27 protein-coding genes are annotated in these 22,845 nt (G+C 47.0%); 11 read left to right on the top strand and 16 right to left on the bottom strand.

Features of this window, described 5'->3' with window-relative positions:
* Positions 1 to 56: 56 nt before the first annotated feature.
* Positions 57 to 1,298 (bottom strand): uracil-xanthine permease family protein, encoded by a 1,242-nt coding sequence (locus J4N45_RS14945; RefSeq protein ID WP_252012208.1) that lies wholly within the window; start codon positions 1,296 to 1,298, stop codon positions 57 to 59.
* 259 nt (positions 1,299 to 1,557) lie between these two features.
* Between J4N45_RS14945 and J4N45_RS14940 the strand changes: the two genes are divergently transcribed.
* Positions 1,558 to 2,745 carry a DUF2066 domain-containing protein gene (locus J4N45_RS14940; protein ID WP_252012206.1) on the top strand — a complete coding sequence of 396 codons (1,188 nt, stop codon included), beginning with the start codon at positions 1,558 to 1,560 and terminating at the stop codon, positions 2,743 to 2,745.
* Positions 2,746 to 2,799: 54 nt separating this feature from the next.
* On the opposite strand, the gene J4N45_RS14935 is transcribed toward J4N45_RS14940, so the two are convergent.
* The 4 genes from J4N45_RS14935 to bepA are packed head-to-tail and all read right to left on the bottom strand — an operon-like array spanning position 2,800 to position 5,641.
* Positions 2,800 to 3,225: a DUF2069 domain-containing protein gene (locus tag J4N45_RS14935; RefSeq protein WP_252012204.1), complete on the bottom strand. Its 426-nt coding sequence runs from the start codon at positions 3,223 to 3,225 to the stop codon at positions 2,800 to 2,802.
* 22 nt (positions 3,226 to 3,247) lie between these two features.
* Positions 3,248 to 3,820, bottom strand: a complete 573-nt coding sequence (gene wrbA / locus J4N45_RS14930) for an NAD(P)H:quinone oxidoreductase (RefSeq protein WP_252012202.1) — start codon at positions 3,818 to 3,820, stop codon at positions 3,248 to 3,250.
* The gene (gene arsC / locus J4N45_RS14925) at positions 3,820 to 4,170 is read right to left on the bottom strand and encodes an arsenate reductase (glutaredoxin) (protein WP_252012200.1); all 351 of its coding nucleotides are present in this window, start codon (positions 4,168 to 4,170) and stop codon (positions 3,820 to 3,822) included. Before arsC ends, wrbA begins: the two co-directional genes overlap by 1 nt.
* Positions 4,171 to 4,189: 19 nt before the next feature.
* Complete coding sequence (gene bepA / locus J4N45_RS14920) at positions 4,190 to 5,641, bottom strand: beta-barrel assembly-enhancing protease (RefSeq protein WP_252012198.1); 1,452 nt, start codon at positions 5,639 to 5,641, stop codon at positions 4,190 to 4,192.
* Positions 5,642 to 5,880: 239 nt separating this feature from the next.
* On the opposite strand from bepA, the gene J4N45_RS14915 reads away from it, so the two are divergent.
* Both J4N45_RS14915 and J4N45_RS14910 read left to right on the top strand, forming a co-directional pair.
* Positions 5,881 to 6,165 carry a sulfurtransferase TusA family protein gene (locus J4N45_RS14915; RefSeq protein WP_252012196.1) on the top strand — a complete coding sequence of 95 codons (285 nt, stop codon included), beginning with the start codon at positions 5,881 to 5,883 and terminating at the stop codon, positions 6,163 to 6,165.
* Complete coding sequence (locus tag J4N45_RS14910; protein WP_234495332.1) at positions 6,159 to 7,229, top strand: AI-2E family transporter; 1,071 nt, start codon at positions 6,159 to 6,161, stop codon at positions 7,227 to 7,229. Before J4N45_RS14915 ends, J4N45_RS14910 begins: the two co-directional genes overlap by 7 nt.
* Positions 7,230 to 7,308: 79 nt before the next feature.
* On the opposite strand, the gene bcp is transcribed toward J4N45_RS14910, so the two are convergent.
* The gene (gene bcp, locus J4N45_RS14905; RefSeq protein ID WP_252012194.1) at positions 7,309 to 7,779 is read right to left on the bottom strand and encodes a thioredoxin-dependent thiol peroxidase; all 471 of its coding nucleotides are present in this window, start codon (positions 7,777 to 7,779) and stop codon (positions 7,309 to 7,311) included.
* Positions 7,780 to 7,810: 31 nt separating this feature from the next.
* Positions 7,811 to 8,353: a glycine cleavage system transcriptional repressor gene (locus J4N45_RS14900; RefSeq protein ID WP_042473808.1), complete on the bottom strand. Its 543-nt coding sequence runs from the start codon at positions 8,351 to 8,353 to the stop codon at positions 7,811 to 7,813.
* A 287-nt stretch (positions 8,354 to 8,640) separates the two neighbouring features.
* Here J4N45_RS14900 and dapA point away from each other — a divergent pair, with 287 nt between their 5' ends.
* Positions 8,641 to 9,519, top strand: coding sequence for a 4-hydroxy-tetrahydrodipicolinate synthase (dapA, locus tag J4N45_RS14895; protein ID WP_252012192.1), 879 nt, complete (start codon positions 8,641 to 8,643; stop codon positions 9,517 to 9,519).
* A 49-nt stretch (positions 9,520 to 9,568) separates the two neighbouring features.
* Positions 9,569 to 10,591: an outer membrane protein assembly factor BamC gene (gene bamC, locus J4N45_RS14890; protein WP_042473814.1), complete on the top strand. Its 1,023-nt coding sequence runs from the start codon at positions 9,569 to 9,571 to the stop codon at positions 10,589 to 10,591.
* Between the two features lie 93 nt (positions 10,592 to 10,684).
* Here the strand turns inward: bamC and J4N45_RS14885 are convergent, their stop codons facing one another.
* From J4N45_RS14885 to J4N45_RS14870, 4 genes are read right to left on the bottom strand one after another with little or no spacing between them, the layout of a single operon-like run.
* Positions 10,685 to 10,891: a DUF2897 family protein gene (locus tag J4N45_RS14885; protein ID WP_042473816.1), complete on the bottom strand. Its 207-nt coding sequence runs from the start codon at positions 10,889 to 10,891 to the stop codon at positions 10,685 to 10,687.
* 9 nt (positions 10,892 to 10,900) lie between these two features.
* Positions 10,901 to 11,575: a M15 family metallopeptidase gene (locus J4N45_RS14880; RefSeq protein ID WP_252012190.1), complete on the bottom strand. Its 675-nt coding sequence runs from the start codon at positions 11,573 to 11,575 to the stop codon at positions 10,901 to 10,903.
* Between the two features lie 13 nt (positions 11,576 to 11,588).
* On the bottom strand, positions 11,589 to 12,728 hold the full coding sequence (gene dapE / locus J4N45_RS14875) for a succinyl-diaminopimelate desuccinylase (protein WP_234495342.1): 1,140 nt from the start codon (positions 12,726 to 12,728) through the stop codon (positions 11,589 to 11,591).
* 55 nt (positions 12,729 to 12,783) lie between these two features.
* Positions 12,784 to 13,134, bottom strand: a complete 351-nt coding sequence (locus tag J4N45_RS14870; RefSeq protein ID WP_252012187.1) for an ArsC family reductase — start codon at positions 13,132 to 13,134, stop codon at positions 12,784 to 12,786.
* Between the two features lie 272 nt (positions 13,135 to 13,406).
* Here J4N45_RS14870 and J4N45_RS14865 point away from each other — a divergent pair, with 272 nt between their 5' ends.
* Positions 13,407 to 13,688, top strand: a complete 282-nt coding sequence (locus J4N45_RS14865; protein ID WP_042473827.1) for a winged helix-turn-helix domain-containing protein — start codon at positions 13,407 to 13,409, stop codon at positions 13,686 to 13,688.
* A 78-nt stretch (positions 13,689 to 13,766) separates the two neighbouring features.
* Here J4N45_RS14865 and J4N45_RS14860 read toward each other — a convergent pair whose 3' ends face one another.
* Both J4N45_RS14860 and J4N45_RS14855 read right to left on the bottom strand, forming a co-directional pair.
* A complete protein-coding gene (locus J4N45_RS14860; RefSeq protein WP_252012185.1) occupies positions 13,767 to 14,132 on the bottom strand; it encodes a DUF4156 domain-containing protein in 366 nt (121 codons plus the stop codon).
* Positions 14,119 to 14,460: a DUF2956 domain-containing protein gene (locus J4N45_RS14855; protein WP_128650398.1), complete on the bottom strand. Its 342-nt coding sequence runs from the start codon at positions 14,458 to 14,460 to the stop codon at positions 14,119 to 14,121. Before J4N45_RS14855 ends, J4N45_RS14860 begins: the two co-directional genes overlap by 14 nt.
* 113 nt (positions 14,461 to 14,573) lie before the next feature.
* On the opposite strand from J4N45_RS14855, the gene J4N45_RS14850 reads away from it, so the two are divergent.
* The 4 genes from J4N45_RS14850 (at position 14,574) to J4N45_RS14835 (ending at position 18,728) form a co-directional block, all read left to right on the top strand.
* Positions 14,574 to 15,035, top strand: coding sequence for a DUF2919 domain-containing protein (locus tag J4N45_RS14850; RefSeq protein ID WP_252012183.1), 462 nt, complete (start codon positions 14,574 to 14,576; stop codon positions 15,033 to 15,035).
* A 70-nt stretch (positions 15,036 to 15,105) separates the two neighbouring features.
* A complete protein-coding gene (locus tag J4N45_RS14845; protein WP_252012181.1) occupies positions 15,106 to 16,011 on the top strand; it encodes a Dyp-type peroxidase in 906 nt (301 codons plus the stop codon).
* Positions 16,012 to 16,125: 114 nt separating this feature from the next.
* Positions 16,126 to 17,262, top strand: coding sequence for a flagellin (locus tag J4N45_RS14840; RefSeq protein ID WP_252012180.1), 1,137 nt, complete (start codon positions 16,126 to 16,128; stop codon positions 17,260 to 17,262).
* A gap of 332 nt (positions 17,263 to 17,594) precedes the next feature.
* Positions 17,595 to 18,728, top strand: a complete 1,134-nt coding sequence (locus tag J4N45_RS14835; protein WP_252011569.1) for a flagellin — start codon at positions 17,595 to 17,597, stop codon at positions 18,726 to 18,728.
* Positions 18,729 to 18,809: 81 nt separating this feature from the next.
* Here the strand turns inward: J4N45_RS14835 and J4N45_RS14830 are convergent, their stop codons facing one another.
* The 3 genes from J4N45_RS14830 to J4N45_RS14820 form a co-directional block, all read right to left on the bottom strand.
* Positions 18,810 to 19,103, bottom strand: a complete 294-nt coding sequence (locus J4N45_RS14830; RefSeq protein WP_234495349.1) for an Rdx family protein — start codon at positions 19,101 to 19,103, stop codon at positions 18,810 to 18,812.
* Positions 19,104 to 19,179: 76 nt separating this feature from the next.
* The gene (locus J4N45_RS14825) at positions 19,180 to 19,698 is read right to left on the bottom strand and encodes a regulatory protein ToxS (RefSeq protein ID WP_128650183.1); all 519 of its coding nucleotides are present in this window, start codon (positions 19,696 to 19,698) and stop codon (positions 19,180 to 19,182) included.
* Positions 19,699 to 19,711: 13 nt separating this feature from the next.
* Positions 19,712 to 20,551 (bottom strand): transcriptional regulator, encoded by an 840-nt coding sequence (locus J4N45_RS14820; protein WP_252012178.1) that lies wholly within the window; start codon positions 20,549 to 20,551, stop codon positions 19,712 to 19,714.
* A gap of 262 nt (positions 20,552 to 20,813) precedes the next feature.
* On the opposite strand from J4N45_RS14820, the gene htpG reads away from it, so the two are divergent.
* Entirely contained in the window at positions 20,814 to 22,718 is a 1,905-nt protein-coding gene (gene htpG / locus J4N45_RS14815) for a molecular chaperone HtpG (protein ID WP_252012176.1), read from the top strand.
* Positions 22,719 to 22,845: the final 127 nt, after the last annotated feature.

The raw sequence follows: 22,845 nt of genomic DNA, 5'->3' as shown, positions 1-22,845 counted from the left end.
GCTAGCGCATATAGAAAAGGCTGACAGTGTGTCAGCCTTTTTTTGTGCCTGAGGAATTAATCTTCCATCTGCGCATTATCAACCACTTTGTTCTCACCTAGGTCATCTGGCAAGATTTGGTTAAGAATAATTGCCACAATACCACATAGGCTCACACCTTGAAGGCTGAAGTCACCGATGCCAAATGCCATGCCGCCGATACCAAATACAAGCGTGATAGCAACAATCACTAGGTTACGCGACTTGTGAAGATCGACGTTGTTCTTGATAAGTGTGTTTAGACCTACTGTCGCGATAGAACCAAACAGCAGAATCATGATGCCGCCCATCACCGGGACAGGGATCGTCTGCAAAATAGCACCTAGCTTGCCAACAAGTGCCAGTACGATTGCCGTCACCGCTGCCCAAGTCATGATCACTGGGTTAAAGGCTTTAGTCAGCATAACAGCGCCGGTTACCTCACTGTATGTAGTATTCGGTGGCGCGCCAACCATTGATGCTGCGATCGTTGCCACACCGTCACCTGTAATCGTGCGGTGAAGGCCAGGCTTCTTCAAGTAGTCTTTGCCCGTTACGTTCGAGATGGCGAGCATATCACCCACGTGCTCAACCGCAGGAGCGATGGCCACAGGAAGCATAAACAGAATCGCATTGATATTAAATTCTGGTGCAGTGAAGTTGGGTAGTGATAGCCAAGACGCTTGAACGACAGGTGTAAAGTCTACAACACCAAAGAATAAGCTCGTCACGTAACCGGCCAAGATACCACTTACGATAGGTAGTAGCTTCAGGAAGCCTTTGGCGAACACACTCACACTGATAGTGACCAGAAGTGAAATCGCAGAGATCCAAAGCGCGGCATTACCATCGATAAGTTGTACTGCACCATCGCCTGTTTTACCTAGCGCCATGTTTACCGCAACAGGTGCAAGACCCAAACCGATAACCATAATCACAGGCCCAACAACAACAGGTGGCAGTAATTTGTGGATAACCTCAACGCCTTTCACTTTGATCACAGCGCCCATGAGTACATAGACGATACCAGCAGCCATCAAGCCACCCATGGTCGCGCCGACACCCCAAGTTTGCACACCAAACATAATAGGTGCAATGAAGGCGAACGAAGACGCTAGGAAGATAGGCACACTGCGACGAGTCACCAATTGGAACAATAGCGTGCCGACACCAGCACCAAACAGTGCAACGTTAGGATCAAGTCCAGTTAGAAGAGGTACGAGTACCAAGGAGCCAAATGCGACGAACAGCATTTGCGAGCCTTGTAAGATCGTTTTCATAATGTTTTTCCAAGCAAGTCAAAAAAGAGTAAGCAAAACGTGCAGGATTCTAACACTTCGCAATCGTTTACTTAATGATCTATTTAAATATTGCTAGATTTTTGTTGGATAAATCTCAATAGCTTGGCGCTATTAGTATTGGATCCGCCAATGGTATTGAGTAAAAACACATATTGACCAAACCTTGAAGCAGTGAGCTTGCTCCAAATCCCATACTTGCTTATCATTTCGGCTTATCTGTTTGTAATTTAGGATGCTTATGCGTTATTTAGCTTTGTTGTTGGCTGCTGCGTGTGCTTTGCCAGCGTATGCGTTGACAAAAGTCGATATCTATTCGACCGAGGTCGTTGTGGACTCAGAGCAGCCGAATGCTGATGAACTCGCTCGCCAGCAAGGTATGTTGGATGTGTTGGTGAAAGCAAGTGGTGACTCAAGTGCGGCAACAAACCCAGTAGTCAAAAAGGCACTAGGCAAAAGCTCACAATACATTACTCAACTTGGCTATACCCAGGTTGATGGGCAACAAGCAATGCGCCTGACTTTTAATAGTCAGCAAATCAATACACTGCTCACTCAGGCTGATTTGTCATCGTGGCCGGTAGAGCGTAAAAACGTGATGGTATGGCTTGTTGAAGATAACGGTTATGACCGCTCTATCGTATGGGAGCACACCAACTCCGCGAACGCCAATCAGCTGAAAAAGGAAGCTAACCGTCGTGGTTTGCCACTGACTTTTCCAATCGGTGACTTCGACGACATTACTGGCGTTCAAACGACCGACCTTTGGGGTGGCTTTGTAGAACCTATTGCACAGGCAAGTTTGCGTTATCCTGTTGATGCAGTTGCTGTAATTCGTCTTCAGGGCAACAGCCTTCGTTATACTTTGTATGACCAAACGCCGGATAAACTCGGCAAAAACACCTTGGCGCCAGTTACAGGTTCAACCTCTGGTGAGTTGGCTGTTGCGACAGCAATAGACGAAATCAGTGACTACTACGCAGCTCAAAACGCGTCAACCGTGCTGGGCGAAAGTGCTGGTATGGTTACCGTGTCTTTCTCGCGTATTAGCAGCGCCGATGCTTTCTTCACACTAGAACGCGCATTAGGCCGTTTAGCGTCTACAGCTAAAGTTGATGTTGCTGAGATCAATGGCGATGAAGTAGCTGTGCGAGTCTCTCTACTTGGCTCGCTTGAGTCGTTCGAGGAAGAGGTGCTTAGATTGGGTTTAGTGAAGAAATCAGAGCAAATCGCGATGGAAGATAACCAAGTTGTAGCACCAGAAACAGAGATGACTGAGACAACAGATGGTTCACTGCCGCAAGATAATGCGCTAGATGCGAGCGGTGAGGTGAGTACTGAGACCCTTGTATCTGAAAGCGTGCAAGCACCTTCAGTTGACGTTGCTCAGCCAATGGGTCCAGCATTACGATTTGAATGGTTGTACTAGAAAAACCTAGCAAAAAGGAGGCGTTAGCCTCCTTTTTTAATCTCAAATGTTTGCTTATTTGCCAAACCGTTCGCGCTCTTTCTTTTCCACGGAAGAGAGCCTTGGCAACTTGAGACCCATCTCCTTACCTTTGAGGCGCGCGTAGACGGTATTACCGACAAATGCCAAGCTGGTCAAAACAAGTTCAACGGCTGCTAACCAACGTTCCCCTTCGTCTGCATAGAGCAAAGTCAGTGCGTGCAAAAAATAGAGCATTAAAACAAAATTAGCCCAAGCATGAGTGTAGGGCTTACCCGCCAAAATACCAGGCAGCGGCAGTAATAGCGGAATCATCCAAGCTACGGTGAGAGCAATAGGGTTGATGTGTGGGTGTGGCGATAAAAAGCCATGCCAAAGCCCAACCCAACATAACAAGGCAAAGTTTGCCGACAGAGCGAAGACTCGCATGTTAGCGGTGTTGATTAAAGTATTGCTAGTCATTGTTGTACCTAATCCCTGATACCTAGTTGTGCTTGAGCTTGTATGCCGTAGAAGCTAATCGTTGCCCTAGCGCAGAGGCGAGTGCAAGTTCATCATCACTGAGCTGAACACTTGAGTTGGCAACATGAGATGCGCCATAGGGGGTGCCTCCTGTTGTGGTCGAGTGCAACTGTGGTTCACTGTATGGGATACCCATAATCATCATACCGTGATGAAGCAGCGGTAACATCATGCTCATTGCAGTACTTTCTTGTCCACCATGCATTGATGAGGAAGAAGTAAATACGCAAGCTGGCTTATCAATAAGATCGCCACTTAACCACAAGCTGGTGGTTTGATCCCAAAAGTGTTTGAGAGGTGCTGCCATGTTGCCAAACCACACAGGACTGCCCATGGCGAGACCATCACATGCTTTAAGCTCGGAGATAGTGACATTGATATCGCCCGACTCTTCTCTGCTCGTATTAAGCTCGGGTACTGTACGCAGGATAGCTTCACAGCCATCAACAGACTCAACGCCACGAGCGATGGCTCTAGCTAAACGCTGAGTGCTACCATGACGGCTGTAGTACAACACCAGAATCTGGCAAGCCATTACAGGATCTCTAGCACTTGCTCTGGTGGGCGGCCATGGCGGGCTTTGCCGTTACTGATCACGATAGGGCGCTCAATCAGCTTTGGATTCTCAAACATAGCTTGGAAAAGTTGATCGTCTGTAAGCGCTGGGTCGGCTAGGTTAAGCTGTTTATAGATATCTTCCTTGGTACGCATCATCGCACGTACGCTTTCTAGCTCGAGCTGCTCAAAAATCTGTTTAAGCTTCTCAACCGTCGGTGGTGTATCGAGGTATTTCACAACGTCAGGTTGAACACCTTTTTCCTCTAGTAGAGATAGGGTTTGTCGGCTTTTTGAGCAGCGAGGGTTGTGAAAGATGGTGACTGACATATCGTTTCCTTTGTGTTTTTTATTGTAGAGCCATGAAGCGCTCTCGTTGAACCAATAATTGGTCAATACGAGCGTCATAGCGTGCTTGTTTTAAGCTTCCAAGTTCCGCAAGCTGACTGGCTTGTGAGTACATCTGAATCGACTTATCCCACTGAGCGTTTAATGCCATGATCTCAGCACGCGCTGCTAAGTCTTCAGCGCTGTTGCCTTTTTTGATATTCGCATCGGACAGCAAGTGCCAACCATTGGTGTCATTCGGTCTGTCGTGAGTATATCGCTGTAGTACTTTGATCGCTTCGTCAAGCTTGTCGCTTTCTATCAGTGCATTGGCGTAGTTGATGGAAATCACCGCGTTGTTGGGTTTCACTAGCAGTGCACTTTTCATCATTTCGGCTGCTTTTTCAGGCTGCTTCTTGGCGATATACAGATCCGATGCGGCATCTAAATAGAAGTTGTTGTTTGGGTCATAGTCGAGCAACTTAGTCAGTATCTCTTCGGCCTTGTCGAGCTTGTTGGTATCGAGATACACCAAGGCTTTACCGTACTCAAATGAGTTTTGTATTTTTGGCGATGCTTTTCGCGCTGTGCGTTCAAACCAATCCAAAGCGGCATCAGATTTAATACCAGCCTGGCGTGCTACGATGCGCGCTCTAGCCAAATGGTAATTGATCGATGGTTGCACGCGTAGGGGCGGATAGGCCTGTGCACGTTCGCGAGTATCGGTAATACGGTCTTCTGGTAATGGGTGAGTCAACAGCATTGGTGGTGGCTTGCTGGCGTATCGATACTCATCGGCGAGTCGACCGAAAAAGCGTGGCATGTCATTGACATCAAATTGAGCGCGCGCCAGTGTTGCGATACCAAAGCGATCGGCTTCTTTCTCGTTACTACGTGTGTAGTTGATAGATGCCTGCATTGAGCCTGCTGTTGTTGCCGTTAACGCAGCCATACCCGCTTGCGGTGCAGCGATGGCGAGTAGCAATGAGCCTACTAGAGCGGCAACCGTGGCAGGAGAACGACGAGCTTCATCTTCCATGCGGCGTGCCAGATGTCGCTGGGTGACGTGTGCGATTTCGTGCGCCATTACCGAAGCGAGTTCACTTTCCGTATGAGCATGTAGGAATAGACCTGAGTGCAGTGCTACGTAACCACCGAAGAAAGCAAACGCGTTAATGTTGCGGTCGCGAATCATGAAGAACGTGAATGGCGTTTTCACGTCATTCGCACTGGATACCAAGCGATGACCAACTGAGTCAATGTACTCGTTCAACACAGGGTCGTTGACGATGGGGGAACTTGCTCTGATCATCCTCATGTAGGCATCACCATAGATAAGTTCTTGATCTATGGTCAGCGTGGCGCCGGCAGCGGTGCCAATGTCAGGTAAGTCCATTTCGGCGTATGAGACTTGGGGTGTCGATATCGCGGCAGCAATACATAAGCAAACCAACGAGCGGGTACGTTTCAACATGCTAGTGAGGTAACTCCTTTGTAGTTGGTAGTTTGGACCACGAAACTGTCCTTCGGTTTCCTACCATAGCCTCTAACGCAACATTTTTGCATACGGACTCAGGTTAGGAAAGGACTAATAGTGTATTAAGATAACAGCAGGTTATCGTTTTTAGTGACACATTGTTGTGGTAATTGGTGATCTGTAACACATACGGGTTGGGGATACCTCAAAAAGCCTTTACAATAGATCCATTGAAGGTGAACCATGCACTCTTGGCTGCGATAATCGTGAGCGAAAACATAGTGATGACAGATATCCAATTAGATCTGGAAAACGAACGCTGCCCCATGTCGTTACTGCTGGTAAAGCGCGCATACAAGCAACTTGAAACCCAACAAGTGCTGCGTGTCCGAATAGTGGATGCGCAATCTATTCGAGACTGTCGACACTACCTCATTAAGCAAAATGCGATGATCGATTGTACCCAAGAGCATCATGTCACCGTGATGACCATATCAAAAAGGAAGGATAGCAAATGCTAGACATGGTTCGTCGCTGGTATAAGCGACGTTTTTCAGACCCAGACGCAGTAAGTCTGGTGGTAATTTTGCTATTTGGTTTTATTACCATCTACTTCTTTGGCAACCTGATCGCCCCATTGTTGGTGGCGATTGTATTAGCCTACCTTCTTGAATGGCCGGTGAGCAAATTGCACTCGCTTGGACTCCCTCGAACGTTTGCTGTTATGACGGTCATCTTAGTCTTCATTGGATTGATGCTCATGGCCATCTTTGGCTTAGTACCAACGATTTGGAATCAGGTGGGTAATCTGCTCAATGATATCCCTAATATGTACACCGGATTGCAACAATTCGTGGCCTCTCTTCCTGAGCGCTACCCAGACCTTGCAGAAGTACATCTAGTCGAATCCATCATTATCAATATGAGAGACAAGGTTCTCGTATTGGGTGAGAATGTGGTTAAAGGCTCCCTTGCATCGCTTGTCAGTCTGGCTGCACTCGCCGTCTATCTGATTTTGGTCCCGCTATTAGTGTTCTTCTTGCTAAAAGACAAAGAAGAAATGGTTGGCATGGCAAGTGGCGTACTACCGCAAAACCGCCGCCTAGCGAACAAAGTCTGGGTTGAGATGAACCAACAGATTTCTAATTATATTCGCGGTAAGGTACTGGAAATTCTAATCGTTGGTACGGTGAGTTACATTACATTTGCGGTACTGGATCTTCGCTATTCTGTTCTTCTTGCGGTACTCGTCGGTTTCTCCGTACTGATCCCTTACATTGGTGCTGCCGCCGTGACTGTGCCGGTTGCCATTGTTGGTCTGTTCCAGTGGGGACTAACGCCTCAGTTCTATTGGCTTCTGTTAGCTTACGGCATCATTCAAGCGCTTGATGGTAACGTATTAGTGCCAATCCTATTCTCTGAAGCTGTAAACCTGCACCCAGTGGCGATCATTGTTGCGGTGTTGGTATTCGGTGGTTTGTGGGGATTTTGGGGTGTGTTCTTCGCGATACCGCTCGCAACCCTAGTGAAAGCCGTATGGAATGCGCTGCCTAGTAACGATGAGCCCATACAACCCGCCACATAAATATTAAAAAAGCCTCGCTAAGCGAGGCTTTTTGCTATCCGGTGGTTGCCTGTCGATGAGCGTACAGGCTGCCAAGTTATTAGTCGTTACCGTTTAGGTAATCAAGCACCACTTCATGGTGAGTCTTGGTTTTAAACTTATTAAACACGTGCTCGATAACGCCTTCTTCGTTTATCAGAAAGCTAATACGGTGTAGGCCGTCGTACACTTTGCCCATGAACTTCTTCTCGCCCCAAACGCCAAACTGGTCAGCAACCGCGTGGTCTTCGTCTGATAGGAGGGTAAAGTTAAGAGAGTCGCGTTCAATGAACTTACCGAGACGCTTAACAGGATCGATGCTTACGCCTAATACCACAACGTTGTGTGCGTCTAGTTCTGCTTTGGTGTCACGTAAGCCTTGTGCTTGAACCGTACAACCTGGTGTCATTGCTTTAGGGTAGAAGTAGAACAGTATCTTCTTGCCTTTAAAGTCTTCCAGCGTCACTGTGTTGCCATCTTGGTCGAGCAGTGAGAAATTCGGGGCTGGAGTACCCGCCGTCAATGTGTTCATTGAGATTCCTTTGAAGTCTATATTTTTATTATTAATGGGTTCCGCTAATGAAGTTTAGCGACCCTTTTACTGAAAGCTGGTTGCACAGCGCATCAAACTCTTCTTGAAGTTGCATCAGATTGCAATCTTCGTCGACATTGGCACTGAGTGCGATCTGAAACTGGTCAGTATCGGTACCTGCGCGCTCTTTCACTATGGTTTGTGCGCTTAATGACGCTAGTCCAATGTGCTTGTCAGCGAAGAATTGAGTGAATTCTTCAGTAAGTCCCACTCTATCTTCAGACTCGATGAATACCTCAACCGTATATTGGTTGGGAATGGAGTCGTGCTTGGAGGTACGTTTCATCATGGTGATCAGATCATGTTCTTGACCCAATAGTGGCAGAGTGGTCTCAACGCGAGTGATGTAACTAGGCGTGCCAGAAATTAACATGATGAGGGTGAATTCATTGCCGAACATGGCAATGCGACTGTCAATGATGTTGCAGCCCGCATTGGCGACGAGATGAACAACTTCATTGCATATCCCTGGTCGGTCTGTGCCAACTGCGGTAATCACTAAATACTGATTCATAGTGTCACTCTAAATTCCTTGTTGGCTATATGTTAGCATAGCTAGGCCCAAAGCTCTTGTGATAGATGTAACCGATTATCGACAAAGTGCCGTTGAGTGGTCGTGGATTGAGCATAGAATTAACTCCAGATTGACACCTGTTTTACAGAAAAGCGCATCTTATACGTGCCTCATATCCGAAATCTGAAATTATTCATTCACTTCTTGGTGGGATCTGTTTTTAAGCTCTTGTGTTTATCAATAGCATTACAGTACCATGCAGTAAGTATCAATTTAGGGAGATCACCATGTTTTCAGGAAGTATTGTTGCACTATTAACCCCACTCACCACAGACGGCGAAGTTGATTTTGTTAGTCTACGAAAACTGGTTGAGCATCACATCGAAGCAGGTACCGATGGTATCGTTGCGGTAGGTACGACAGGGGAGTCTGCAACTCTAACCGTTGAAGAACATGTCAAAGTTGTCGCCAAAACGGTAGAGTTTGCCGATGGCCGTTTGCCTATCATCGCGGGCACAGGTGCTAATGCAACACACGAAGCGATCACGTTTAGCCGTTTGTTCAACAATGTGGGCATTGCAGGTTGCTTGAGTGTGACTCCTTACTACAACAAGCCTACTCAAGAAGGCATGTACCAACACTACAAAGCGATCTCTGAGGAAACTGATATCCCACAGATCCTTTACAACGTTCCTGGCCGCACAGGTGTTGACCTAAAACCTGAAACGGTTGCTCGTCTAGCAGAGCTTCCAAACATCGTTGCACTTAAAGATGCGACGGGTGATTTGTCTCGAGTGCAAACTCACCGTGAACTTTGTGGCGAAGAATTTATCTTACTAAGTGGAGATGACGCGACTGGTCTTGATTTCATCAAGGAAGGCGGTAAAGGCGTTATCTCTGTGACCAACAACATCGCGGCTGCAGACATGGCGAAAATGATGCATCTGGCGCTGGAAGGTAAGTTTGAAGAAGCTGAGATCATCAACCAACGTTTGATGACTCTGCATAAAAACCTGTTTGTTGAGTCGAGCCCAATTCCTGTTAAATGGGCTGCGCATAGAATGGGTCTTATCGCGAACGGCGATCTAAGACTGCCGCTCACTGAACTATCAGAAGAAGCGAAGCCAATTGTTGCTCAAGCTCTAACAGAAGCCTGCATTTACTAAATAGAACGGTAAGAGGAGCGCCAAGCTCCTCTTATATAAGGGAGTATCAATGAAATTTTCACGTCAGCTAGCGGTTTCTACGTTAGCTGTTATTGTTTTAGCCGCGTGCTCAAGTGACCCTAAGACGCGTCGCGAGGCGAAAGATGACTTTAACTACCTCGAAGCGCCAGGGCTAAAAGAGTGGACCTTGCCAGAAGGTGCCACCCCTCAGTTTTATCCAAACTATGAAATTCCAACGGGTGACTTCTCTGGTGGTATTGGTCGTGCAGTCGACATTCGTCCACCGCAACAGGTTCTAGAGCTAATTCCGGGTGCTCGTGTAGAGCGACAAGGCTCAGAAGTGACACTTTGGCTGCTTCAAGAAGAAGAGATGGACAAGGTGTGGGCAACGGTGAAAACGATGCTCTCTGAGATCGGCGTAGAGTCTGTGAATGAAACAGACGACATGATCGAAACGGGTTGGGTGACTTGGACATCAGAAGATGAAGACGTAGAGATTGGTAGCCGCTACGAGATCACGCGTTACGAAGCAAACAATCGCTACGGCTTTAAGATGAAGCTTATCGATTGGCGTGAAGGTGGAACGGTAAAACCGGTTACTCGTGTTAATGAAGAGCGCTACAACACGCTGATGACTAACCTAGTGACAGCGCGTTATGACCGTGATCTTCGTGAAGAAGCGGCGCTTCGTGCACAAGAGCTGGTGAAGTCTATTCCAATTAGCATGGGGACTGACCGTAGTGGTCTGCCAGTTATCATCGCACGTACTCCTTACAACGTGTTGTGGCAAGAACTGCCAGAGTTGCTGCCTAAGATGGGCTTTACTATCGAAGAGCGTAACCAGTCTCAAGGTACTGCGAAAGCCAAGTATGCGAGCCCAGATGATGAGTTCTGGAATCAAGTGGGTCTTAAGCCGATTGATCTAGAGCCAGGTGACTACACCTTCTTGTTCGGTGACCTGGGTAACCGTACCTCTATCAACGTGACGGATAAAGATGGTAAACCGGTATCTGAGAATCTACTACGCTCGCTAGAACCATTGATTGCGACTGTGATTAAGAAAGAGCAGTAATAGCCATAATTTAGTCATTAAAAAGGACCCAATCGGGTCCTTTTTTCTATCCGTAGGCTCTGCACGCTGAGTGCCTGTCCTAATGTGTGGCGGCTATTTTTCTGAATCGTCGTTCGCCTTGTCACCGTACTTCTGTTTATCCAACTCATTGAGTCTATCTAGCTGCTGTTTACGCGACATGACTTTATCACTTTGCTGGAACTTCATATTAGCCGTGTACTTCAAAGCCGCGATGTTGCCGATGACAACCGCGAGTACCACGATAATGATTACCCAAGGGTTAAACAGCCACTCAATCATAGTCTACTCTCAGCGATTAATGTTGGTTACATACTGATTGTAGATGGAATCGAGTTTAGAAAGTATCGGCTCTTGTCCCAAAATGTCTGATTGCTTCAAAACTTTACCAAGTTTTTCACATGAAAAACTGTCTAAACAGTCACTTGCACTCGCTCGGTGGCTAATGTGCCACGGTTCCATGGCGACCCCACCATTATCTTTCGCATAAGGAAAGAAAAACCCATAGCTGTCCGCATGTTGCTTGAGCCAGTGATAGAAAGGGCGCTGATGCCCATCAAGGTATTCCCATGGCTCGAGCTGAAGGGTTGTGTCAGCAGGGAGTAGATTACCCGCATAGACATCAAAGTCAGTGCCCCAATGGTGACGACTTGCGCCTGGGAGTGCGCTCCATTTGAGGATGGCCGCCACCTTTTCTGCTTCGCTTAGCGAGTCGACATTCATTGGAACACTATTGGCATCCAAAATGGGTTTTGCCCCTGACATTTTGGCATTCCAAATGGCAAGCTGACGCTCAAAAGAGCGATAGCCGCTGGCAAGATAGAGATCAAAGCCCGCCGATTTCGCCGCGTTAACCAGCTCACCGAGATCGCGACTTGCGTCAGGATGAACGAGAAACGTGCGATTACCGATCGTGATATCGACCAGTGAGTCAGAAGACTGTCCTACCAGATGAGCTATCTCCATCTTGCGCCTCACGTTATTTTTGAGCGAATAAGTTCACCAAGGTGTTTTCGTACATATCCGTCAGTTTCTCTAGGTCAGCAACATTCACGCACTCATTTACCTTGTGAATCGTGGCGTTGACTGGACCCAACTCTACGACCTGAGCACCCATGCGAGCGATGAAGCGACCGTCTGAGGTTCCACCTGTGGTCAGAAGCTCAGGACGAGTGTGATTGACTTCTTCCACTGCGCTGACAACGGCATCAAGTAGGCTGCCTTTATCAGTAAGGAATGGGTGTCCGCTGAGTGTCCATTTCAGGTCGTAGTCAAGACCATGCAAATCAAGCGTTGAGTGGACGCGACTCTTGATGGTTTCATCGGTCAGTTCAGTGCTGAAACGGAAGTTAAACTGTACGTTAAACTCGCCTGGGATGACATTGCTTGCGCCAGTACCTGCTTCAAGGTTCGGGATCTGGAAGCTGGTTGGTGGGAAGTAGTCGTTACCGTCATCCCATTTAGTTGCAGCAAGCTCAGCGAGAGCTGGGAGCGCTTGATGCACAGGGTTATTTGCTAGGTGAGGGTAGGCAACGTGACCTTGTGTCCCTTTGACCTTAAGGTCTCCAGTGATAGAGCCGCGGCGGCCGTTTTTAATAACATCACCAACACTGTTAGTACTCGATGGTTCACCAACAATACACATGTCGATGTTCTCATCACGAGCCATAAGCGTATCAACTACGCGCGTCGTACCGTTGATAAACGGACCCTCTTCATCAGAGGTGATAAGAAACGCAATTGAGCCTGTGTGGTCTGGGTGTTTCTCGATAAATCGCTCCACCGCAACAATCATACATGCCAGTGAGCCCTTCATATCAGCGGCACCGCGTCCATGAAGGTGACCATCGATGATGGTAGGTTCAAAAGGTGGTGTATGCCATTGGTCTAGGTTGCCAGCTGGGACTACGTCGGTGTGACCAGCAAAAGCAAACAGTGGTGCCTGTGTGCCGCGTCGCGCCCAAAAGTTAGTTGTATCCTCAAATACCATGACTTCGATTTCAAAGCCGAGCTTCTCTAGTCTTTCAATCATGACTTTTTGGCAGTCGGCGTCTTCTGGTGTCACTGATTGGCGGCTGATTAGGTCTTTTGCGAGTGCCAAAACGGGGCTGTCGTTCATCCTTGAGGATCCTTGTTCTTGTCGTGTTCTAATGTTGTGTTTGCGTATCTGGCTATTATGCGCCAAACACTTGTTGATATTGTTCAGCTTTAAAGCCCACGTATTGTTTACCGTCTACGTCTATAATTGGGCGCTTGATCATGGCAGAGTGCTCGACGAGTAATGCGATGACATTCTCTTCATTTAGGCCGTCTTTTTGCTCTTGCGTCAGTTGGCGGTACGTTGTGCCACGTTTATTGATGACTTGCTCCCAACCGAGCTGCTCGCAAAAAGCGCGGACCATCTCTTCATTGATACCGTCTTTGCGATAGTTATGGAATGAATAGTCGAGCTCGTTTGCTTCCAACCATTTCTTAGCTTTTTTGATGGTGTCACAGTTGGGAATTCCAAACATTGTAATAGCCATGATGACTTCCTTATGGGCGTTAAATTCTGACTTTGTTTATTCTGCTCTGAATCGTCGGACGCAAAGCATTTCATTGTGTTTAGCATCCTATCAAGAAGTGTCGCGTTAAACAAAAGGTTGTAAGCGATCACAGTTTTCTGCCCCGTTTTCGGCATCAACAGTTACAAAATCTCAAATTTCGAAATCACAGCGATCAGCGAGAAATTGATCAAGCGCAACACGGGCGCTCGTAAATGCAATATATTGGAAATGCACATAAATAGGAGGTGTCAATGGAACTGAGTCCTGTTTTTGCACGTCGTCTCTATCTCGCGTTGCTCGTTGAAAGCATCGAAAGACCGAATGTGCCAAAACTAATCGAGAAAACGGGTTGGCCTCGCCGAACCATTCAAGATGTCATCAAAGCGCTACCGGGAATCGGCATTGAGTTGATGTTTGTTCAAGATGGGCGTAGACACAACGATGGTTATTACCAGTTGTCAGACTGGGGACCTTTTGACAGTCAATGGGTGATTGATCGCCAAGGTGATATCGAAACGACATTGGGTGTATAGCTTAGGTGCTGCAAAAGGGTTTGGGTGACCGTCGCGTGCATTGGAATGAAAAAATAAAGCCGAAGCTAAGCTTCGGCTTTATTTTTTACAGCGATAGGCGGTGCCAAATAGGGTCACAGACGTCTCAAAATCAACAGGCGTGAGCAGCAGTATGGTGTCACCACCCAACGCTGCCGTTTGATTTTTTATCTCGTTGACCGCCCCTTCCGTAAGCGAAGCGTTGCTGAAGAACAAATAGGTGTACCAATGACCTTCAGAGCCTCTTACATCCCCTTTCCATTGGCATTGAGATACATCCATATTGGCATCGGCTCGCACCTCAACGATCTGCGCTTGCTCAGATTGCAGTTGATTAAAAGGCTGCGAGCAACCGGCTAGCAAAGTGGTGCTCACCAGCGCCACTCCGAATGCTACTTTTTCTGTGGTGCGCTTAAATCGTGACATAGCTGATAAATCCGATCCAACTTACGATAAGCAGCGCCCATGGCAGCATATCTTGACGTGGCTTGCTTTCTTCTACCGAGGCAGTCTGCTGATCGACAGCGGTTTCTTGCTGTGCTTGTTGTTTGGTACGCTTTTGTTTCTTGAGCGCTTTATCAGCTTGACGCTTTCGCTCTTTTTGCTGCTTCTTATATTGAGCAATGCCTTTTTCGATGCCTTGAGCGATTAATTTGGTCTGCTCTTTGGTTTGACCTGGCTTTTGCGTGGCTTTGGCAATTTTCATTGCTTCTTGCTGTGTTTCCACTGAAGGGGTAATTTTATCGTTCTTCATGCTAATTCCGCGCGAGAGTTTTCGAGCATCTTAGCACAATGATTGTGTGGATCTTGAATGATTCGAGGGTTAGCACCATATACTTTGATATGAGTTAAAAATAGAGACGTACAATGCGCTATGGCATCGAACAATATGATCAGCACGGTCTGTTGAAAACACCCGTTTTACTCTGGGTGGGGTGGGCGTTCCTGATCCGTGCGTGGGTGGTGTTTGTCGTCGCAGGGGCGAGTCGCCAAGAGGGAAGTACGATATTACAGTATGTATACCCAAACCATACCATGCTGTATCTCGGACTCGCGATGGGCTTGCCAATTGTTGTGGGAATGTGGCTGGTTGGACTAAGAAAAAGCGACTCAACCAAAACCAACTTCATTGTTAGCCAGCTAAAACCCGTCAGCTTGTTGATTGTGATACTTCAGCTTGGTCATACTGTTTACTTGGTTGATTTGCAGCACTGGCAATTTACTTGGACCAATGCGGTGACTTTGGTGTCATTGATTTGGTTTGCTATTTATTTGCTGAACAGCCGCCGCGTAGCCGATAGCTTGGCGCTTCCAGCGAAAATCACCTAAGTTCCTGATCAAGGTCATACAATCAACAACTGTTAAAAAATACACTGAGCGAAAAAACAGAGGAAAGATAATGTCATTACCACAAAGTGCGATTACGCCAGAGGCAGAGCCTTTTGCGCTATACACCCAATTAAAAGTCAATCAGAATGCTCAACAGGTACTAGAAGCTCTTCAGAAGCTACCTGCGCTGGTGGAAGAGCTAAATGAAACTCAGCCAGGCGCTCAGTTAACGCTCTCTGTGGCTTTTTCTCACGCTTTTTGGTCTCAGCTAGAACAATCTATGCCATCGGAGCTAAAGCCATTCCCAGAGCTTGGTGAGGGCGATATTTTCGCACCGTCGTCGGATGTTGATGTATTGGTTCACTGTCACTCGAATCGCCACGACTTGCATTTCTATTTGCTGCGCAAGCTGATGGGGCAGATTGCTGAAGATGTCACCATCGTGGATGAGACACAGGGCTTCCGCTTTATGGATTCTCGCGACATGACGGATTTCGTCGATGGCACTGAAAACCCGAAAGGTGAGCAGCGTGCAGAGGTAGCATTGGTCGCCGATGGTGAGTTTGCTGGTGGTAGTTATGTGATGGTTCAGCGCTTTGAACACAACCTTCCTGCATGGAATCGTCTGAATGTGTCCGCTCAGGAAAAAGTGGTAGGTCGTACCAAGCCAGACAGTATTGAGCTTGAGGATGTGCCGGCTGCGTCTCACGTTGGTCGTGTAGACATTAAAGAGGAAGGCAAAGGGCTAAAAATCGTTCGTCACAGCTTGCCTTATGGCACAGTCAGTGGCCCTCACGGTCTGTTGTTTATCGCATATTGCAATACGGTACATAACTTCGACGCGATGCTTGAAAGCATGTATGGCGTTACCGATGGCAAAACCGATCAACTATTGCGCTTCACTAAAGCCGTCACTGGTGGTTACTTCTTTGCGCCTTCGCAGACAATGTTTGCGACCCTAAACGTCAAAGCTTAATTGCCTCTCAGTTCCTAGGGGACAACGCCTCCCCTAGGTGCTTACCATATTTTCCTCAAGTTTCCTTTCTAATGGTCGATATCTAGGCTATTCATCACGCCTTTTGGAAGCCAAATGTCGATCACCGTCAACACCAATGTCAGTGCTATGGTTGCTCAAAATCACCTGGGTAGTGCAAGTAAAGCACTGAGCCAGTCTTTGGAGCGCCTGTCATCAGGGCATCGCATCAATAGTGCCAAGGACGACGCGGCAGGCTTGCAGATTTCGAATCGCCTCAATGCTCAAATAAGTGGCTTAGGTGTTGCTCAGCGCAATGCCAATGATGGTATCTCGATAATGCAGACGGCGGAAGGTGCGATGAATGAGGCGACTCACATCCTACAACGCATGCGCGATTTGTCCCTGCAAAGCTCTAACGGTTCTAATTCGGCTCAAGATAGACAAGCATTAGAAGAAGAGTTTGTTGCCTTGAATGATGAGCTGAATCGAATTGCTGAAACCACAAGTTTTGGTGGACGAAAACTTCTCAATGGCACCTTCGGGACGTCATCGTTTCAGATAGGGGCTCAATCTGGCGAAGCCTTACAAGTGGGACTTGGTAACCTGCGTACTGATCAACTTTCTATGGGTGGCGCTGTATATCAGGCGAGTCGAGCGGCTACGTCGAATTGGCAAGTCACAGACAGTAATCGTGAGCTGACATTCAGTTACCTTGATGCTGCTGGCGACAGTCAAACCAAGACGATAGAACTTAAAGCAGGCGATGACATTGAACAGGTCGCGACTTATATCAATGGTCAAACGGATATCCTGTCGGCGTCGGTAGATGAAAACGGTCAGTTGCAGGTTTTTGCAGACTCCGAGAAAGTAAAAGGGGCTGTCGACTTTTCTGGCAGCTTTGCGAGTGAGGTTGGGCTGCAAAACGGTGAAATTGTCACGGTAAATGACCTGTCTATTCGCTCAGTTGGAGGCGCTCAGCTCTCTGTTTCTGTATTAGATAAAGCGATGCAGTTTGTGGATAGTCATCGAGCTGCTCTGGGGGCGAACCAGAACCGCCTCAATCACACCATTAATAATCTTGCCAACATGGAAGAGAATCTATCCGCATCGCAAAGCCGTATTCGCGATACTGATTATGCAAAAGAAACCACGGAGATGCTCAAGCAGCAGATTTTGCAGCAAGTGAGCACCTCGATATTGGCGCAAGCTAAGCAAACGCCAAACCTCGCTCTGACCTTATTGCAAGGCTAGCGCTAGCCCAAGCGAAGATGTCTAAGTGCTCTTGTCTATGCACACCTGTTTATGAGTACTTGTTTATAAGCAATTGTTTATGAGCTATTGTTTGTGAGACATAGCGCCCTTCGACATCTTGTTCATCAACTTTAGTCTTTTTTTGATAAAACTTTTCTTTTTACCATTCTTGTCACAACTTCCTACGCTAACAGCCAAAATACTCAATTTAATTTCTTTTTTTTCTCAAGTCTTTGGTTTCGAAGACGATAAAGAAAGTAACTTTGAGAGAACTACTTGGTTTTCCGAGACGTCGGAAACCGCTACACCGGAAAATCAATTGGAGAAACAACATGGCAGTGAATGTAAACACAAACGTATCAGCGATGACTGCGCAGCGTTACCTAAACAACGCAAACCAGGCTCAACAAACGTCAATGGAGCGTTTGTCTTCTGGTCACAAAATTAACAGCGCTAAAGACGACGCAGCGGGTCTTCAAATCTCTAACCGTTTGAACGTACAAAGCCGTGGCCTAGACGTCGCAGTACGTAACGCCAACGACGGTATCTCAATCGCACAAACAGCAGAAGGTGCGATGAACGAGACAACGAATATCCTACAACGTATGCGTGACCTATCGCTTCAATCCTCAAACGGCTCAAACTCAAAAGCAGAGCGTGTAGCGATTCAAGAAGAAGTGACGGCACTGAACAACGAACTAAACCGTATTGCAGAAACCACATCATTTGGTGGTAACCGTCTTCTAAACGGCACGTACGGCACTCAGTCATTCCAAATTGGTGCTGACAATGGTGAAGCTGTGATGCTAAGCCTACGCGACATGCGTTCAGACAACGAAATGATGGGTGGTTCAAGCTACCAAGCAGCAAACGCGAAAGACAAAGACTGGAGCGTAGCGGCGGATGCAAACGAGCTAACCATCACGCTAAAAGACAGCTTTGGTCAAGACCAAGCGCTGACCATCAATGCGAAAGCAGGCGATGACATCGAGCAGCTAGCGACATACATCAACGGTCAAACAGACCTAGTAAAAGCGTCCGTAAACGAAGACGGTCAGCTACAAGTATTTGCAGGTAACAACAAAGTAGACGGTGACGTGAGCTTTGGTGGCAGCCTAGCGGGTGAACTTGGTATGCAAGACGCCCAAGCAGTTACGGTTGATACTATCGATGTAACCACAGTAGGCGGCGCTCAAGAGTCAGTCGCGATTCTAGATTCAGCGTTGAAGTATGTAGACAGCCACCGTGCGGAGCTGGGTGCATTCCAAAACCGTTTCAACCACGCAATCAACAACTTGGATAACATCAACGAGAACGTGAATGCGTCGAAGAGCCGTATCAAAGATACCGACTTTGCGAAAGAGACGACAGCGATGACGAAGAACCAAATCCTATCGCAAGCATCAAGCTCAATCTTGGCACAAGCGAAACAAGCGCCAAACGCGGCACTAAGCCTACTAGGCTAATCGCTCGCGCTGATTTAAGCATTCTAGAACGACAAAACCAGAGCCTCGGCTCTGGTTTTTGTATTAAGCGGCTTTGTGACTTTATTGAGCTTTATTACTTACACTATCAACATGCCCTAAATCCCTATCGGGGGCGATAATATCGCGAACGCGCTGTTTTAATACCTTGGCTTCAGGGAAGCCTCCGTCTTTCTTACGCTCCCAGATCAGTTCACCATTGCAATGTATTTCAAATCGACCACCCGTATCTGGGTGTAAGCTAATGACTTCCACCTCTTCGCTGAAGGTGTGCAGCAGTTCTTGAGTCATCCAGGTTGCACGTAGCATCCAGTTGCATTGGCGACAGTAGTAGATGTCTATCTTGGCTTTAATCATGATCATCCTTGTGCGGGTAGGTGGCAGACAAAAAAGGGAAGCTTTCGCCTCCCTTTTAAATAAACAGTGCGTTCAATTAGTTTGAAAACAGGATGGAAGAGCCTTGATTCAAACTGGTTAGTAGCAGCGTTTTTTCGTTTACGATATCGATACGACGACTTTGCTGAGCTTCCATTTTTAGAAACTGTTTGATCATCGCAAGCTGCTCATGAGTGAACTCGTCAGATTGTGCTGTTGCTGTGTCTTTAAACTCACGTGGCGAAATCAACAAGTAGTTGTCGCTAATGGTCCAAGTGCCCATCTCCGAAATTTTAATCAGAGTGTGGGTCTCAGGATCATCACCAAATAAACGCATTGATGATTCACGGATGTATTCACCACCTGGTAGATACTTAACGTTGGCAGACATTTCAAGTCGGCTCAAAGGACCAATGTCTGTATCCGGGTAATCTCGCGCTGCGATAATGCCAACCATGTTCGATTGCCACTCTTTCGCTGTCAAAACTTGCTCAAGTTTGAGGTCGCTGCCCCAATAAAGCCAGGCACTAAGCGCCGTAGATAGCGCAAGAAGAATAGCGGCGTATTTCATTTTCATTATTCAATACTCCTTACTGGCAAACTTTATCTAGGTCAGATTGTTCAGTGAAAATGCGCATTGTGCTGTTTTCGCCTGAGTGCTCTACGGTGTGCACGAAGTTAAGTGCAATCTGATCGCTTTGGTCACCAGTAACAATAACCTCAACCGGTAGCATGTCACCAGTATGCGTCTCTACATATTTCGCGACACACTGTTCAATCTTTGGCTGCCAGCTGGAGACATCAGGGTGGCTTTCCGGTGTGACGATTTTGACGTTTTCAACAACACTTAGCTCTCTAAACGTAGACTGAGCTGGATTGGTGACCATCAACACTAAAATCGGCAGCAAAATAGACGCAACAACCATTGCCCAAACGGCCGGAGGTGTTTTTTCTTTAGGGGCGGCAACAGGTGCTGGAGCTGGTTGAGCAGCTGCAGGTGCAGTGGCTGCTGTCGCAGCTTCGAGCTTGTCGGCAGGCAGTTCTGCAACCGGCGCTTCGCTGATGGCTTCTGAAGATGCCATCGGTACTGAGCGTTCAACCGTTGAGATCAATTGATAACCGCGTTTCGGCACCGTTTTCACAAACTGGGGTGATTTCGTTGGGTCTTTCAGCATTTTGCGCAAGGTAGAGATAGCTTGCGTTAAGCTTGAATCATCAACCTCAAAGCCTTGATCACGCCATACAAACTCATGCAGTTCATTACGAGTGACAACTTCATTAGGTCTTTCAGCAAGCAGAAGTAGGATGCGACTTTCATTACTACCGAGACGTACTACTTCATCGTTATTAGTTTGATCGACCAACGAATTGCTGTTTGGGTCAAAAATGTACTTCTGGCCGAGTATAAACTTAGTGCCTATGTTACTCATTGCATTCTTCTTTTTAGTGCCGCAACGCGACGGGAACTGGTATTTTGGCGCTGAATGGATGCAGAGCCAATTATAGGATTTTAGGATTTTTTTATAGTCAGGGGCAGTAGGATAATAAAAACAAATCAAAAAAACAGCATTTTTATTTTTTTTGACCTTGAATTTACAATGTTCAGCCTCATTTCTTTAGTCGATGAATCATAGCGATATCGAGTGCAAATTTATGTCGAGACTCGGTATTAAACGTGTAAATGGAGGTAGCATGAGCACCGTTGAAACTAAGAACAAAGAAACCCGTGGCTTCCAGTCTGAAGTAAAACAACTGCTTCACCTTATGATCCACTCTCTGTATTCAAACAAAGAAATATTTCTAAGAGAGTTGATTTCAAACGCGTCTGACGCAGCTGACAAACTGCGTTTTCAAGCCCTATCTAACTCAGAGCTTTATCAAGGCGATGCTGACCTAGGCGTAAAGCTGTCATTTGACGAGAAGAACAACACATTAACGGTATCAGACAATGGTATCGGTATGACTCGTGATGACGTGATTGAACATCTTGGCACCATTGCCAAGTCTGGTACTAAAGAATTCTTTGCCAAACTATCTGAAGAACAGAGCAAAGATTCACAGCTTATCGGTCAATTTGGTGTTGGTTTCTACTCTGCGTTTATCGTCGCTGATGCCGTTACCGTGCGCACTCGAGCGGCAGGTGTGGCTTCTGACCAAGCTGTACAGTGGCACTCAGCAGGTGAGGGTGATTACACCATTGAAGACATCACTAAGGAAACTCGTGGTACTGATATCGTGCTTCACATGCGTGAAGAGGGTAAAGAGTTTTTATCTGAGTGGCGCTTGCGTGATGTGATCAGCAAGTACTCTGATCACATCGGTATTCCGGTTTCTATCTGGACACTTGAGCGTGACGAGGAAGGCAAAGAAACGGACCAAGGTAAATGGGAGCAAATCAACAAGGCTCAAGCACTTTGGACCCGTAACAAGTCGGATATCAAAGACGAAGAATATCAAGAGTTCTACAAGCATGTTTCTCACGATTTCGCCGATCCACTGGTTTGGAGTCATAACCGTGTAGAAGGCAAAAACGACTACACCAGTCTTTTGTACATCCCAGCAAAAGCCCCGTGGGATATGATGAACCGCGACCATAAGAGTGGTCTAAAACTGTATGTTCAGCGCGTATTTATTATGGATGACGCTGAGCAGTTTATGCCTTCTTACCTGCGTTTTGTGCGTGGCTTGATAGATTCAAATGACCTTCCGCTAAACGTTTCGCGTGAAATCCTTCAGGACAACAAGGTAACGCAATCACTTCGCGGCGCGTGTACTAAGCGCGTACTTACTATGCTAGAGCGCATGGCGAAAAATGACGAAGAGAAATACCAATCGTTCTGGAAAGAGTTTGGTCTTGTGTTGAAAGAAGGTCCTGCTGAGGATATGTCGAACAAAGAGAAGGTGGCAGGTCTACTGCGCTTTGCTTCGACAGAGGTTGATTCTTCAGAGCAGACGATTTCATTGGCTTCTTATGTCGAACGCATGAAAGAAGGTCAAGATAAGATCTACTACCTAACGGCAGATAGCTACGCAGCCGCGAAGAACAGCCCACACCTAGAGCAGTTCAAAGCTAAGGGTATTGAAGTTGTCTTGATGTATGACCGCATCGACGAATGGCTAATGAATTACCTGACAGAATTTGATGGTAAGCAGTTCCAGTCAATCACTAAAGCGGGTCTTGATCTGAGCAAGTTTGAAGGCGAAGAAGAGAAAGAGAAGCAAAAAGAGACGGAAGAAGAGTTCAAGTCAGTGGTCGAGCGCACGCAAACCTACCTGGGTGATCGCGTTAAAGAAGTTCGCACCACGTTCAAACTAGCCAACACTCCTGCTGTTGTAGTGACTGATGATTTCGAAATGGGTACACAAATGGCCAAGCTTCTGGAAGCTGCAGGTCAGGAAGTACCAGAAGTGAAGTACATCTTCGAGATTAACCCTGAGCATGAGCTGGTTAAACGCATGGCTGATGAAGCTGACGAACAAGCCTTTGGTCGTTGGGTTGAGGTACTTCTTGGTCAAGCGATGCTCGCTGAGCGTGGCTCGATGACCGATCCTTCTCAATTCTTGGGTGCGATCAACAAGCTTTTGGCTAAAGTCTAATTCCCTTGCGGACTTTGACACCCTAGTCTAATTCAAGAGCTCGACGTTTCGAGCTCTTGTTTTCTCAGGGGTAAACGCACACTTTTAGGTAACTTTAGAGTGCATTGAAGCATCTTTAGACACTTTT

Origin of the sequence: Vibrio sp. SCSIO 43140 (genome assembly GCF_023716585.1) — a bacterium.
Lineage (GTDB): Bacteria > Pseudomonadota > Gammaproteobacteria > Enterobacterales > Vibrionaceae > Vibrio > Vibrio maritimus_B.
The sequence above is the reverse complement of the archived record's forward strand: the minus strand, read 5'-3'. Positions and strand labels throughout refer to the sequence as shown.